Origin of the sequence: Arthrobacter sp. GCM10027362 (assembly GCF_042679445.1) — a bacterium.
GTDB lineage: Bacteria > Actinomycetota > Actinomycetes > Actinomycetales > Micrococcaceae > Crystallibacter.
The window spans coordinates 1-14,142 of sequence record NZ_JBHTML010000104.1; the positions used below are offsets into that span (position 1 = coordinate 1).

General features: G+C 68.7%; 13 protein-coding genes, 1 pseudogene and 1 riboswitch. Of the genes and pseudogenes, 8 read left to right on the forward strand and 6 right to left on the reverse strand.

The genetic code is table 11. The features are described from left to right. Positions 1–6 precede the first annotated feature (6 nt). Genes ACFQ36_RS14380 through ACFQ36_RS14400 form a run of 5 tightly spaced genes read right to left on the reverse strand, consistent with a single transcriptional unit; the run spans position 7 to position 5,934 of the window. Positions 7–1,143 carry a glycosyltransferase family 4 protein gene (locus ACFQ36_RS14380; protein ID WP_377014721.1) on the reverse strand — a complete coding sequence of 379 codons (1,137 nt, stop codon included), beginning with the start codon at positions 1,141–1,143 and terminating at the stop codon, positions 7–9. A 1-nt stretch (position 1,144) separates the two neighbouring features. After that, positions 1,145–3,316: a glycogen debranching N-terminal domain-containing protein gene (locus ACFQ36_RS14385; RefSeq protein WP_377014723.1), complete on the reverse strand. Its 2,172-nt coding sequence runs from the start codon at positions 3,314–3,316 to the stop codon at positions 1,145–1,147. A gap of 51 nt (positions 3,317–3,367) precedes the next feature. Further along, positions 3,368–5,245, reverse strand: a complete 1,878-nt coding sequence (locus ACFQ36_RS14390; protein WP_377014725.1) for a glycogen debranching N-terminal domain-containing protein — start codon at positions 5,243–5,245, stop codon at positions 3,368–3,370. 18 nt (positions 5,246–5,263) lie between these two features. After that, positions 5,264–5,515, reverse strand: coding sequence for a hypothetical protein (locus ACFQ36_RS14395; protein ID WP_377014727.1), 252 nt, complete (start codon positions 5,513–5,515; stop codon positions 5,264–5,266). Further along, a complete protein-coding gene (locus ACFQ36_RS14400; RefSeq protein WP_377014729.1) occupies positions 5,512–5,934 on the reverse strand; it encodes a hypothetical protein in 423 nt (140 codons plus the stop codon). The genes ACFQ36_RS14395 and ACFQ36_RS14400 overlap by 4 nt, the downstream gene beginning before the upstream one ends. Before the next feature lie 229 nt (positions 5,935–6,163). Here ACFQ36_RS14400 and ACFQ36_RS14405 point away from each other — a divergent pair, with 229 nt between their 5' ends. Next, a complete protein-coding gene (locus tag ACFQ36_RS14405) occupies positions 6,164–6,805 on the forward strand; it encodes a GntR family transcriptional regulator (protein WP_377014731.1) in 642 nt (213 codons plus the stop codon). Between the two features lie 186 nt (positions 6,806–6,991). Here the strand turns inward: ACFQ36_RS14405 and ACFQ36_RS14410 are convergent, their stop codons facing one another. Beyond that, positions 6,992–8,968 (reverse strand): MFS transporter, encoded by a 1,977-nt coding sequence (locus tag ACFQ36_RS14410; RefSeq protein ID WP_377014732.1) that lies wholly within the window; start codon positions 8,966–8,968, stop codon positions 6,992–6,994. Positions 8,969–9,113: 145 nt separating this feature from the next. On the opposite strand from ACFQ36_RS14410, the gene ACFQ36_RS14415 reads away from it, so the two are divergent. The 7 genes and pseudogenes from ACFQ36_RS14415 to ACFQ36_RS14445 all read left to right on the forward strand — a co-directional run. Then, positions 9,114–10,223 (forward strand): M4 family metallopeptidase, encoded by a 1,110-nt coding sequence (locus ACFQ36_RS14415; protein WP_377014734.1) that lies wholly within the window; start codon positions 9,114–9,116, stop codon positions 10,221–10,223. A gap of 45 nt (positions 10,224–10,268) precedes the next feature. After that, positions 10,269–10,544 carry a protealysin inhibitor emfourin gene (locus tag ACFQ36_RS14420; protein ID WP_377014736.1) on the forward strand — a complete coding sequence of 92 codons (276 nt, stop codon included), beginning with the start codon at positions 10,269–10,271 and terminating at the stop codon, positions 10,542–10,544. A gap of 137 nt (positions 10,545–10,681) precedes the next feature. After that, entirely contained in the window at positions 10,682–11,197 is a 516-nt protein-coding gene (locus tag ACFQ36_RS14425) for a DinB family protein (protein ID WP_377014738.1), read from the forward strand. Between the two features lie 166 nt (positions 11,198–11,363). Then, positions 11,364–11,882: a 2-oxo-4-hydroxy-4-carboxy-5-ureidoimidazoline decarboxylase gene (gene uraD, locus ACFQ36_RS14430; RefSeq protein WP_377014740.1), complete on the forward strand. Its 519-nt coding sequence runs from the start codon at positions 11,364–11,366 to the stop codon at positions 11,880–11,882. A gap of 128 nt (positions 11,883–12,010) precedes the next feature. Next, positions 12,011–12,343, forward strand: coding sequence for a hydroxyisourate hydrolase (gene uraH / locus ACFQ36_RS14435; protein ID WP_377014742.1), 333 nt, complete (start codon positions 12,011–12,013; stop codon positions 12,341–12,343). A 3-nt stretch (positions 12,344–12,346) separates the two neighbouring features. Beyond that, the gene (gene pucL, locus ACFQ36_RS14440) at positions 12,347–13,321 is read left to right on the forward strand and encodes a factor-independent urate hydroxylase (RefSeq protein WP_377014744.1); all 975 of its coding nucleotides are present in this window, start codon (positions 12,347–12,349) and stop codon (positions 13,319–13,321) included. A gap of 149 nt (positions 13,322–13,470) precedes the next feature. Then, a riboswitch (glycine riboswitch) is annotated at positions 13,471–13,565 on the forward strand. 170 nt (positions 13,566–13,735) lie between these two features. Next, positions 13,736–14,142: pseudogene (locus ACFQ36_RS14445) on the forward strand (glycine dehydrogenase (aminomethyl-transferring)); the annotation flags it as partial.

Genomic DNA, 14,142 nt, shown 5'->3' on the forward strand with positions numbered 1-14,142 from the left:
CCCGGTTTAGGAACCCTCCCGCCTGCCGGTGCCGGGCCGGTTTCCCGGAGCCGGCTCGGAGACCGTTGCCGCGGCCTGCGGCTGCCCGGCCGCGGCACCCTGGGGCACCGGCGGCGGGAGGGACCCGCCCCGGAGCATGTCCGCGTACAGCAGCAGGTGGTCCTCGACCATCCGCCGGGCGCTGAAGTGCCGCTCCACATGGGCCCGGCACTCTGCGCGGTTCAGTTCGGCGGCACGCTGCAGGAATCCCGCCAGTTCCTGCCCGGAGGAGGCCAGGAACCCGGTCCGCCCGGGGACGATGATTTCCGGGGCGGCGCCCCGCGGCGTTCCGATCACAGGGGTCCCGGTAGCAAGTGCTTCGATCATGACCAGGCCGAAGGGCTCGTCCCACTGGATGGGATTGAGCAAGGCCACGGCGTCGCCGAGCAGGGCGTACTTCTCCTGCGGGGAGATTTCGCCCAGGAAATCCACCCCGGGGCAGAGCATCGGCTTGATGACGGTTTCGTAGTAGTCGATTTCGGTTGGTTCGCGCATTTTGGCGGCGATTTTCAGCGGCATGCCGGCGGCGCGGGCGATCGAGATGGCCTCGGCTATTCCCTTGTCCGGGTTCATGCGCCCAAGGAAGCAGCCGTATCCGCCGCTGCCCGTGCCGACAGGAATGGCGTCCGTGTCGAGGCCGTGGTGGATGACCCGGGCAATGCTGATCCCGGGTGCCGCGGTGCTGGCTTGGTGGCGGGAAATGGCCACGACGGCAACGTCGCGGCTCATGGCCCGGTAGATCACCGACTGGAGCGGGGTAAACGGTCCGTGGTTGGTGGCCACCAGGGGAAGCTGCGGCGGACGGTGCCGGTACAGCGGCCCGGCAAGCGTATGGTCGTGGACCAGGTCCACCCCTGCCATGGCCTCGTAGGCGCGGACGACATGGGCCAGTTCCACATCGCTCGCTCCGAGGTTCCGGGGATCCGAGGCGTCCAGTCCGGGTACCAGCGGCACCGGACAGGCGCTGTCGGAGGAGGCAGCCAGCAGCACCTCGTGCCCGGCGGCGGCCAGGCCCCGGGCCAGCAGGTCCACCACCATTTCGGTTCCGCCATAGGCCGGGGGAGGCACCGGGATCCAGGGCGGAGCAACCAGGCCGATGCGCATGTTACCGGCCTCCCACTTGCGCGTCCGAATCTGCCCCCAGCACGGCCAGCAGCTCCGCGAGCTGGGGCCGCAGGGAGCGGTGCAGTTGCAGCGCCGGATCGAGGCCGTCAATGGTGAACTCGCCGCCGTCTGCGGACAGTGACAGCCGGGAGCCGCCCAGCAGCACATTGCTGGCTTCGAAGGACCCGAAGCCGGGTGGGATCACCGGCGAGATCCACAGCTCCCCGGTGGGGAAGCACGGGTCCATGCGCAGCAGGACACGCAGCAGGTGCAGCGGGGAGGCCGCTGCCCACGCCTGCGGGGAGCACGAGGTGGGGTAGGGGATGGGCGGGGTGTATTCGGACCTGTCGAAGCCGCAGAAAAGCTCCGGCAGCCGCCCGTCGAAGTGCCCGGCCGCCTCGAACAGCCCGGTGATCAGGCGGCGGGCCTCCTCCACAAAGCCGTAGCGCATCAGGCCCGCGGCCACGAGGGTGCTGTCATGGGGCCAGACCGAGCCGTTGTGGTAGCTGACCGGGTTGTAGGCGCCCATATCCGAGGCAAGGGTCCGGATGCCCCAGCCGGTGAACATCTCCGGGGACATCAGGCGTTCGGCCACCAGGGGCGCCTTGTCTTCATCCACGATCCCGGTCCACAGGCAGTGGCCCATGTTGGAGGCACAGGCGTCCACCGGCCGCTTGTCCTTGTCCAGCGCAATGGCATAGTAGCCCTTGTCCGGCAACCAGAACCGCTCGTTGAATTCTTCCTTCAGGGCGGCGGCACGCCGGCCCCACACGGCGGCCAGGTGGCGGTCCCCGTCGGTCATGGCCAGCATGGCCCTGCCGATATATGCCCCGTAGACATAGGCTTGCACCTCGCAGAGCGCGATCGGGGCCTCGGCCAGGGTCCCGTCGGCGAAGTTTATGCCGTCCCAGGAATCCTTCCAGCCCTGGTTGATCAGTCCGTGTTCGGTGGCGCGCTGGTACTCCACGAAACCATCGCCGTCGCGGTCTCCGTAGTCCTGGATCCAGTCCAGCGCCCGGTCCGCATGGGGCAGGAGCTGGTTCCGCACATCGCGCTCAAGTCCCCAGCGGTCAAGTTCGGACAGGAGGATGAGAAAGAGCGGCGTGGCATCTGCGGTGCCGTAGTAGGCCGTTCCGTTGCCCAAGGCCAGTCCGGCAGTCACGCCGAGGCGTACCTCGTGAAGGATCCGTCCGGGTTCCTCCTCGGTGGCGGGGTTGACCTGCTGCCCCTGCAGCTCGGCGAGCGTCTGGAGCGTGCCCCGGGCCAGCGACGGATCGACCGGCAGCGACATGAAAGAGGACAGCAGCGAGTCCCGGCCGAAAAGGGCCATGAACCAGGGGGCGCCGGCGGCGACCACCGTCCGGCCCGGGTGCTCCCGGTCGAACATCCTGAGGGATCCCAGGTCATCGCTGCTGCGTCTGAGGGTCTGTTCGATTTCCGTATTCGACAGGTGCAGTTCGGGAATGTACCTCTCCCACGCCTGGTACCGGCGGGCGGCTTCCAGTGCGGACGGCGGCAGCGTGTGGACAAAGGGTTGCGCCGGCCGGTCGCGCTCCACCAGCGGAGTCACGATGAGGCTGGTGTGCCAGGTGCCGCGGGCCGGCACTGCGGCGCTGAAGCTGAGTCCGCCGTCGTCCATCTGCGCGCCGCGGCCGTGGACCGCAATGCCCCGGTGGCCGCCATCGCGGACGGCCTCCAGCAGAAGTTCGCCTTCCTGCACGCGGCGCGTCAGGTGCTTCCGGGCGATCGCCACCCCGCCCTTGACGTCGAACAGATCGGCAAAATCCGCGTCCACATCCACCCGGACGCTGCATTCGGCAGGTTCGCGGGAATAGTTGCGGATCGTAATGTCCTCCCGCACCCCCGCGCCGACCAGGCGTTCCCGCTCAATGACCAGCGGGCTGTCGGCGTGCCCGTCCAGACGTTTGGCCCGTCCGACAAAAACCGCCCGATAGGGTTCCTTCACCTGAGCGGACAGCGGCTCCAGCGGCTGGCCGTCCACGGTCAGCTGCCAGCCGGAGAGGATCCGCGTGTCCTGGTAGAAGGCACCCTGCGTCAGCTCGGGATGGATATTCCCGCTGGGGGATGAAATACAGAAGGAAGATCCTTCCACCACCGTGACCGCTCCGGCTCCCGACGGGCCGGCGGCCGTATCCGCGTTCCATCCGCTCATCAAATGCTCCTTCTGTGGCTGGGGATCCTCGTACCGGGCAGCCCGCCCTGGTCAGCCCAAGGCGTTGAAACCGCCCAGGGCCAGGGCGATCGGCACCGCGGATGCGGCAGACCAGGCCTGCGGCCTGGCGGCCGCAGGGTGGGGAACGGGCGGCCAGACTTCCTGGGTGGAGTGGCCGGAGAACATTCCGGGCAGGCGCCAGTCGAAGCCCTCCGCGGCGTTGAGCAATCCGGAGGCCAGCAGGGCCGCCTGGTCCGCGAATCCGGAGCGGAGCATGCCCATCACGATCCAGGCGCTGTCGTGGGTCCACACCGCGCCGGCATGGGTGCGGGTGGGCCAGTAGGCCGTGTTGGAGGTGGACAGGGTCCGGATGCCGTAGCCGGAGAACACGGACGGATGCATCAGCCGGCCCACCACGGCAGCGGTCTCGTCGTCGTCCAGCAGGCCGGTGCCGAGCAGATGGCCCATGTTGGATCCGATGCCGTCCACCGGCTCCTTGTCCGCGTCCAGGGCCAAGGCCGGATAGGGGCCGAAGTCATCCGAGCACCAGAACCGCTCGTGGAAGCGGTCCTTCAGCTCGGCGGCAAAGGCCAACCAGGGCCGGGCGGCGTCCCCGCCGTGGAAATGCTCCAACAGGGCCGCTCCGCACAGGGCCGCCTCGTGGGCATAGGCCTGGACCTCCGGCAGGACGAGCGGCCCCTTGGCCGGGGTACCGTCATGCCAGCGCACGGCATCGGGTGATTCCTTCCAGCCGTGGTGCAGCATCCCGCCGCCGGTCTCGTCCAGGTGCTCGAGGAAGCCGTCGCCGTCAGCGTCGCCATCGTCGCGCAGCCAGGCCAGCGCCGCCTCCAGATTCGGCAGCAGGGCGGCTGCTTCGGCATCCGGCAGCCCCGCCTGCCAGGTGTCGTGCAGCAGGCACACCCACAGCGCGGTGGCGTCCATGCTGCCGTAGTAGTCGTAGTACACCGGGGGCAGTTGCGTGAACTGGCGCCGGACCTCGTGCACGATCTTGCCCGGTTCCTGGGCTGTCTCCGGATCCTTCCGGGTGCCCTGGCGGGCGGCCAGCGCCCGCAGCGTGCTGGCCGCCAGGTCCCGGTTGACTGGCAGCAGCATCCGGGCCGCGATGAGCGAGTCCCGGCCGAACAACGTCAGGTACCAGGGTGCACCGGCAGCCAGGAAGGCATCCTCCGGAGCCTGCGCATCCGCCATGCGCAGGCTGTTCAGGTCGCTGATGGAAGTGCTCATCAGCCGCTGCAGCCGCGGCTCCCCGGCCATGGCCGGAGTCAGCAGGGGCTTGCCGCCGCCCGCCTGCAGCGGCGCGTTGTCGTCCCGGAGGTCCAGGGACCAGCCGAGTTCGACGGCGGTTTCCGGGGAGAGTTCGACGGTCCACTTGAGCAGGACCAGGCTGCCGTCGGCTTCGATGGTGGCTCCCGCGGCGGTGAGCGAGGCGGTGGTGGAGGGGTCCCGCCAGTGCCACCGGCTGCCGCCCGGGGCGACGCCGCCGGCCGAGAAGGCGATGCCGTACCGGACCTGTTCCACAGAGGATGAATCCGCCACCAGTTCCAGCTGGACGGCCAGCCGCACCGCCTGCGGCAGACCGGACTCGAAGCTCAGCGATTCGGTCAGCCGCCCGGGGGCGGCCGTCCGGGTGCGGATCACCCACACCACCGGGTCCGCCTCCCCGTCGGGAACCCGGATGGAATGGATATACTCCGCCGCGGTGGCGGAGCGGGCCTGGGTGGACAGCCACTCGGGTTCGGCGCCGTTCACCCGCAACAGGCAGCGGGCCATGACCCGCTCCTCGCCGAAGTACACGCCCTGCGCCCCGTGGCCGCGGACCTGGCCCTGCGGGTCCGACCAGACCTGCAGGGGTGCGGCAACCACCGCCGCAAGGTTGTGCAGATAAGGCTCGCTGTCTGCGGGCATCATGCCTCCGGTGCTCCGGACCTACTCGGGGGAATTTTCCACGGAGTTCCAGGTCAGGGTGATCTGGACGCCTTCCGTCGTTTCCGCAACCGTCAGGCGCAGGTCCTCGCCGAAGAGTTCCTTCCGGCAGCTGCCCTTAATGCTGCTGCGGGTGAGGAGGTCGGACATGGCGGCCGCCATCGCCCTGCCCCAGTCGTGCGGGTCCTTGCTGTTGGACTCCGCGCTGCCCGTGTAGATGGTACGGATAGCCTGCGCCGGCTCCATGCCGTTCATGCCGTCGGTCCGTCGTCCGGGCGCCGGGGAGCAGCTCCCTGGTCCGGTCCGGGTGCCCTGCCGCCGTCGGACATGTCCGGATCCAGGGCCGCCGCCTGCCGGAACCGTTCCTCCGACTGTTCGCGGCGGCCCTGGGCATCCGCGGTGCGCTGCTCGGCCTCCCGGCGAAGCCGTTCGGCATCGACTTCGGCCTGCTGGGCATGGGCCTGTGCCTTCAGTGCCGCCGCTTCGCGTTCCCGGGCCTCAAGGTCAGCCGCCTGGGCGGACTCGCGCAGCTCGCCGGCTTTCCTGCGGTCCGCCTCCCGCTGCTGCTCGGCACGGACAGCGCTGCGCCTGCGGGCCAGGAATGCGATGACGCCGATGATGACGATGACAACAACTATTGCAACGATGATCCAGATCAGCTGGGCAGTATCCATGACGGCTGTCGCCTGCTTTCTCTAGGGGATAGAGCTACCTCCAAGTAAACCCCCAAGCCCGCGTCCGCGCCATGGGCCGGGCCGGCCCTGCGGCACGCCGTTGTGACGCAGGTCTCCCCAGACTAGGATTCGAAATGCATTGTTTCCAGTGATTGGCGAAAATTTCACGTTCGTGACGGAACGCAGGGCTTGAAGCCCAATGGGCCGCCGCGGCCGGCAGGAGGTGCCTATGGGCAACGAGGTTCCCCGGACGCGTCGTGACGCAGTGGAACAGTATCTGCGGGATGAAATCCTCTCCGGCACCCTGGCTCCGGGCGCACCGGTCAAGGACGCAGAGCTGGCCCGGAACCTGAACCTGAGCATCACCCCGGTGCGGGAAGCGATTGTCCAGCTGATCAGCGAGGGGCTGATCGAGGCTCTGCCGAACAAGCGGCGCCGGGTCACGGTGGTGAGCGACCGAAATGCCGTGGAACTGATGGAGGTACTCGGAATCGTGGTCACTGCACTGTTGGAACGGGCGGCCCCGCGGCTGACCGTGGACGAGGTGCGGGCCTTGGGCGAGACCGTGGCACGCCAGCGCAGGATGCTGGCCGCGGACGACATCCCCGGTTCCAACGAGGCCGCCCTGGAACTGTTGAACACCCTGATGCTCGCGGCCGGCCACGACGAACTGAGGGCCCTGGCCGAGCACGTAATCTACCGGGCCTTGGCGCGGCTGCATCTGCACCCCTATCCGGAGCTGTACGAGACCTGGACGGCGGGCTGGGAGGAGACAGTGGGGTATCTGGCTGCCGGCGATTCGGATGCCGCAGTGCAGCGTCTGAACAGGCTCTTCTGGGTCCTGGCCGCCCACCTCCGCGACGGCAGGTAGCGGTCCAGGCCGAGTGCCCGCAGAGTAGGCGCGAGGGCCCTGCTAAGCGAGCGGCCAGGGGGCCCGTGCGCGGAGCGTGCGGGGTGGCCGTGAACGGGCGCAGCCGACACCGCGGGAGCGCCCGTAGAGTGGGGCGCGAGGGCCCTGCCGTGGCGGCGCAGCCGACACCGCGGGAGCGCCCCAATCTCAGTCCCGCGGCAGCGCCGTGCCGACCAGGTCCAGGTTGACCACCGCGGATTCGGCAGTGGCGATCATCCTGCGGGAGTAGGTATGGAATGTCTCCACCTCGACGGCCGTCAGGATGTACCGGCCCGGCGGCGGCAGTGGAAGCTTGTAGTGCCCGGTGCGGTCCGTCCGGGTCGAGTCCACGAATTCGCCCGAGCTGGCACTGAGTGCCACCAGTGCTCCGGGCAGGGACTCGCCGTCGCGCAGCACCCACCCGGTCAGCGAGAGCTGGTGCCGCAGATGGATGCGTTCTTCATGTCCTTCGCCGGTGAACGCCACCACCCTGGAGCGCGGCACCCAGCCGTCCGCACTGGCCACGACCAGGTATTCGCCGGGTCCGGGCAGGGCCAGCGAAAACCTGCCCTCGTTGTCCGCGCGGCTCCAGTCCACAGGTTCTCCGGTGGTCTTCATGACCGTGGTGACGGCGTGCGGGATCGGATTCTCCTCGCCGGTCAGGACACAGCCGTGGACCACCGTCTCCGCGCTTTCACCGGCCGGGGTGACCGCCGGCAGCCGGACGGCCGGCGGGGTTTCGGCGGGCACACGCTCCCGCGGCGGAATATACCACACCACCGCGCAGGCACCCAGCGATGCCACCGCGGCAATCCAGAATACGTCTTGGAATGCCGCCAGGGCGGGCAGTTGCACTCCGCCGTAGGCGGCGGTGACAGACGCGAGGACGACGGCGACGACGGCGCTGGAGGTGGACGTGCCGATAGCGCGTAGCAGGGCATTGAGCCCGTTGGCTGAGGCCGTTTCCGTGATCGGGACGTTGGCCATGATCAGGCTGGGCATCGCGGCGTACGCGACGGCCGAACCGATGCTGACCACCGTGGCGCCCAGGATGACGGCTGCCACGGAGTCGCTGAAGAACACCCGGGCCACATACCCGGCCGCCATGACAGCGGAGCCGGCGAAGAGCGTCGCCTTTCCGCCGAAACGGTTGATCATGGCCCCGGAGACGGGCGAGAACAGGACCATGGCCAGGCCCGAGGGGATCATGGCCACCCCGGCGGCAATCGGGCTCAGGCCGAAGCCGTGGCCTGTTCCCGCGGGAAGCTGGAGCTGCTGGGTGCTCAGCAGCATATTCGCGAAGAGTGCGAAGCCCACCAGGACCGAGGCGATGTTGGTCAGCAGCACCGGGCGGCGGCCGGAGGTGCGCAGGTCCACCAGCGGCTGGCTCACCTTCAACGAATACGGGAACCACGCGGCCAGCACCACGGCGGTAAGGACAAAGAGCAGGACGACCGGCTCGCTGCCCCAGCCCCAGCTGCCGCCCTTGGAAATGGCCAGCAGCAACGCGGTTAGCGCCACGGAGAGCAGCAGGGCGCCGAGGTAGTCGAAGCGTCCGCCCGCCTTGACCTCCGACTCGGAGACGACGGCCAGCACGCCGCCCAGGAGGACCACGCCGGCGGCAGCCGAGAGCCAGAAAATGATTTCCCAGCCGGCCTTTTCAAAGAGCCAGCCGCCCAACGGCAGGCCCAGTGCCCCGCCGATGCCCAGCGTCGCGCTCATGATGGCCACGGCCGAACTGACCTTTTCCCTGGGCAGTTCGTCGCGCATGATGCTGATGCCTACCGGAATCAGCGCCGAGGAAAAGCCTTGCAGCGCCCGGCCGATGACCAGCGCGCCGAATCCGCCGCCAAGCGCGGCAACCACTGAGCCCGCCGTCATGAGCAGGATGCAGACGACCATCATCAAGCGCTTGCCGAACATGTCCGCCAGCCGGGCGACAATCGGCGTCGCCACCGCCGAGGTGAGCAAGGTGGCGGTCACCAGCCAGGACACATCCTCGGCAGTCAGGCCCAGCAGCTGCTGGAAATCCGGCAGCAGCGGCACCACCATGGTCTGCTGCAGGGCCACGATGGTGCCCGCGAGGCAGAGCACTGTGATGACCGCCCGGACGGGCATGCGCTGGCGGGCGGAGGAGCGGGGCATGGAGTTCCTTGGTGACGTCACGCTGCGGCCGGTGCGGCCCTGTAGGGAAAATCTACACTGGCACCGTGCGGCTCCCGCCGTTCGGCCGGGCAGGCGGAAGTTGTCGGCAGCGGGGCCTAGGCTGGAAGTAACCAGGGAGGTTGCCGTGCACTGTTCCATCGTTCCGCCCTACCTGCTGCGCCAGATTGCGCGGCTGGAGCCGGAGAGCCTGCGGCCTGCGGCCGAGGCGGCCCGCCGGGCGCTCATCCGCACGGCAGGGTTGAACCGGACCCGCCAGGCCAAAGCCCAGCTGTTGGCCGCCGTATACCCGGCACCCGGAGCGCAGGGGGTCGGACAGGTACCAGGGCCGGGACCGGAGCCCGAACGCGGGCCGGACGCCTGGCCGGACTTGGCGCCGGACCGGCAGATCAACGACGCCCAGCACGCCGAGCGGCTGCCGGGGAAACGGGCGCGCAGCGAGGGCGGGCCTCCGGTCGCGGACCCGGCGGTCAACGAGGCCTATGACGGACTGGGCGCGACATTCGACCTGTTCGCGCATGCCTACGGGCGCAATTCGCTTGACGACGCCGGCGAGGTCCTGCGCGCCACGGTCCACTACGGGCAGGACTATGACAACGCCTTCTGGAACGGCACCCGGATGGTCTTCGGTGACGGGGACGGGCAGATTTTCCGGCGGTTCACCGGCTCGCTTTCGGTGATCGGGCACGAGCTGACGCACGGGGTCACCCAGTACACCGCCAACTTCGCCTACCAGGGACAGTCCGGCGCCCTGAACGAATCCGTCTCGGACGTTTTCGCCTGCCTGGTGGAGCAGTATGCGCTGCGGCAGACAGCGCAGGAGGCGGGCTGGCTGATCGGGGAGGGGCTGTTCACGGACCGGGTCAACGGCGTGGCGCTGCGCTCGCTGAAGGAACCCGGCACCGCCTACGATGACGACGTCATCGGCAAGGATCCGCAACCGGGCACGATGGCCGGCTATGTCGACACCACGGATGACAATGGCGGTGTCCATATAAACTCCGGCATTCCCAACCGCGCCTTCGTGCTGCTGGCCCTGCGCCTGGGCGGGCACGCCTGGGAACGGGCCGGCCTGATCTGGTACGACGCCCTGACCGGGCCGGAAGTGGGACCGCGGACGGATTTCGCCGGGTTTGCCCGAGCCACTGAATCTGCGGCGGTAAAGCGGTACGGTAGGGAATCGGAGGAACATGCCGCGCTGGCGGCGGCTTGGGCCGAGGTGGGCCTGAAGGACTGAATTTTACGGTCTAAAGAGGACCGGAAACGGGACGGGCGGAATGGCATGAAAATCTGTGTCAAGCGCACCGGAGGGTTTGCCGGCCTGACCACGCAGTGGGCAGTGGAAGTGGGCGGGGACGAACTCGAGAAGGACTGGCTCGACGCCATCGAGGCATGCCCTTGGGAAAGCATCCCGGACCAGCAGAACCAGCCGGACCGCTACATGTACGACATCCGGGCAGGGGAGCACCGGGTGACGCTGCCCGAAGGGCAGGTTACCGGGCCGTGGCTGAGCCTGGTGGACATGACCCGCAGGGCAGCCGGTCAACAGCCGGAGTGAACCAGCCGCAGGCTGAACTCGTGCCGGTCCGGGGACCTGTGCGGCCCAAGGCCGGCCTCCAGGGTCAGGGCAGGACCGGGTGAGGATTGGCGGAGGATCCACCTGCAGGCGGTGCAGCGGCGTCGTAGGCTGTCAGCATGAAATTCAACGACCTCCTGATCGACGCCTACGGCCGTGCCCGGGAGCGCGTGCACACCGTCCTGGAAGGCCTGACCGCGGAACAGTTGGCGGTGCGCCCCGGCGGAGGGGGTAACTCCATCGGCTGGCTCGTCTGGCACCTGACACGCGTGCAGGATGACCACATCGCCGACGTCGCCGGGACCGAGCAGCAGTGGCTGGCAGAAGACTGGGTCGGGCAGTTCGGGCTGCCGCTGGACGCCGGGGACACCGGCTACGGGCACAGCTCCGCCCAGGTGGACCTGGTCCGGGTCAACTCCGCCGGGCTGCTGCGGGAGTATTTCGACGCCGTGCACGCGGGCACCGTGCGCTACCTGCGCTCGCTGGACGAACAGGACCTGGACCGTATTGTGGACACCCGTTGGGATCCGCCGGTCACCCTGGGCGTGCGGCTGGTCAGCGTGGTGGATGACTGTCTTGAGCATTGCGGCCAGGCCGCCTACGTCAAGGGCATGATCGGGCGCGGCGAAACCTAGTCCGGCTGCTCCGGAGGAGACCGGCTACCGGCAGGAAGCCGCTGCGGGCCACCGGGTCCTCTCCGGGCCGCCGGCCGTTCGACCGCCTGACCGGATTTGCCCGATGGTGCCGTTGCGGCTGCGGCACAGGATCCGTCCGGCCCGGGCCCGGCAGTAGGCTGGCGCCATGAATCTGGAGGAATTCAACAATGCGCCGGAAGCGGAGGCCGCCCTGTTCCTTGCGCCCTGTGCGCCGATCGCCTCGTGGTCGCACGCGCTGGTGGCCGGCAGACCCTATGCCAGCCGGCGGCAGTTGCTGGAGGCAGCCCGGGCGCAGGCGGGCGGCTGGACCGACGCCGAGGTCGACGCGGCGCTGGCCCACCATCCGCGGATCGGCGAGAAGCCGCCGCAGCCGCACGCCGTTCCGGTCGGGGTCGGCCGTGCCGAGGCGGAGCATGCCCTCCGCGAGCAGGCAGGGGTCCGCACCGATGCCGCCACCGCAGCCCACTGGCTGGAGGCCAACCGTGCCTACGAGCAGCGCTTCGGCAGGATTTTCCTGATCCGCGCGGCCGGACGCAGCCAGGCGGAACTGTTCGCCCAGCTCAAGGAGCGGCTCGGCAACGACGACGCGACGGAGGCGCGGGTCCGGGCGGAGCAGCTGGCAGAAATCGCGGTGCTGCGCCTGGACGGGCAGCTCAAGGATTAGGCCGCCGTGAACGGTTCGGGGTCCGCCGGATGCGGGACGACGAATGATGTGTTTCACCGGCGGACAGCTCTTGTTACCCTCGGGTTAATAGGTCGGACCGGCGCCGGGGCAGTCCGGAAAGGAAGAACATGACCGCCAGCCACGTCACCACCCACGTGCTGGACGGTGCCACCGGCCGGCCGGCGGCAGGTGTGTCGGTGGCGCTCGAGGACGCCGCGGGCGTCAGGCTGGCCGGCGCCGCCACGGACGACGACGGTCGTGTGGCCGGGCTCGGTCCCGAACGGCTGGCGCCGGGGGACTACCGGCTGGTGTTCGGCACCGGCGCCTATTTTGCGGCCCGCGGGCAGGAGACCTTCTTTCCCGAGGTGGGCATCGTGTTCCGGATTTCCGACGGCGAAGCCCACTACCACGTACCGCTGCTGCTGAGCCCGTTCGCCTATTCGACCTACCGGGGGAGTTGACCCATGACGGCGGAAAGCGCCGCAGGCAGGCTGGGCCAGGGGGCCGCCGCGGAAGGCGGGACCGAAATCGTGCTCGGAGCCAACCAGTACGGCAAGGCGGAGGTGCGCCTGGTCCGGGTTGAACGGCAGACCGCGCGGCACCGGATCCGGGACTTGAACGTGACCTCGCTGCTGCGCGGTGACTATGAGGACTGCTACCGGGCCGGCGACAACGCCCACGTGCTGGCCACTGATACCCAGAAGAACACCATCTATGCCTGCGCCAAGGAATACGGCGTCGGCTCGCCGGAGGAGTTCCTGCTGGGCTTGGGCCGCCACTTCACCGCCACCGTTCCGTGGGTCACCGGAGGCCGCTGGGAAGCCGAGGACTACGCCTGGGAACGCATCCAGGTCAACGGGCAGGGGCACGACCACTCGTTCGTGCGCACCGGCCAGGAGGTCCGCACCGCCGCGGTGACCATCGAGGACGGAATCGAGCACGTGGTCGGCGGGCTAAAGGACCTGATGGTGCTCAAGTCCACCGGCAGCGAGTTCCACGGTTTTCCGCGCGACAAGTACACCACGCTGCCGGAGACCACCGACCGGGTGCTGGCGACCTCGGTGACCGCGCGGTGGCGCTTTGCCCCACCGGCCGCAGCCCGGACAACCGCCGGAGGCCCCGACTACGATGCCAGCTATGCGGCGGTCAAGGCGCTGCTGCTGGAGACCTTCGCCGTGACCCATTCGCTGTCCCTGCAGCAGACGATCTTCGCCATTGGCAAGCGCATCCTGGAAGAATGCCTGGAGCTGGCCGAAATCCGTTTCGTGATGCCGAACAAGCACCACTACCTGGTGGACCTGAGCCCGTTCGGACTGGAAAACGAGAACGAGGTCTTCATCGCGGGGGACCGCCCCTACGGGCTGATGAACACCGCCGTCGCCCGGGCCGGCCAACCCGAGGCCCCCGCGGCCTGGGCCTGGTTGGCGGGATTCTGCTAGGGCAGCCGATCCTTCAGTTGCCGGTCGGGGACGGCGAGCCGGCGGCGCCCGCCATGCAGCGGCTGGCCTGAGCCTGCGCCCCGGGGCCGCCTTGTTGGAAGCTGCCGGAACCGGCTAGGATTCATGTAGCCATAACTGAATAATGCCTTCGACATGCGGCGGGAGAGTCCTGCTGAATTAAGCAGGCGCCGTAGGAGCAAATCCTCCCCAGGAATCTCTCAGGCACCTGTACCGCCGCGGACAGGCAACTCTGGAAAGCAGTCTCCGGGCAGCCGGCCTGACTCACCGACGGTGCAAGCCGATCCTGACGAATTATCGGGACCGCGCGGAATCTCTCAGGTACCAACACAGAGCGGGGAGGAACCCACACCCACAGGTATGTACGCATACCGGCGAATAACTGGAGTTCCTTTCATGACGGTTCAACCCACCATCGCTGCCTTCGCCGACCGGCATATCGGCCCCCGCGGCAACGATGCCGAGCTGATGCTCAAGCAGCTCGGCTACGACAGCCTCGACGCCCTCGTCGACGCCGCCGTGCCCGCGGACATCCGCCAGTCCGCTCCGCTGCAGCTGCCGCCGGCCCGCAGCGAGGCAGAGGTCCTCGCCGACCTGCGCGCCCTCGCGGCCAAGAACGTCACCGCCGTCCAGATGATCGGCCAAGGCTACTACGACACCATCACTCCGCCGGTGATCCGCCGCAACGTGGTGGAAAACCCCGCCTGGTACACCGCCTACACTCCGTACCAGCCCGAGATCTCCCAGGGCCGGCTCGAGGCGCTGCTGAACTTCCAGACGATGGTCGAGGACCTCACCGGGCT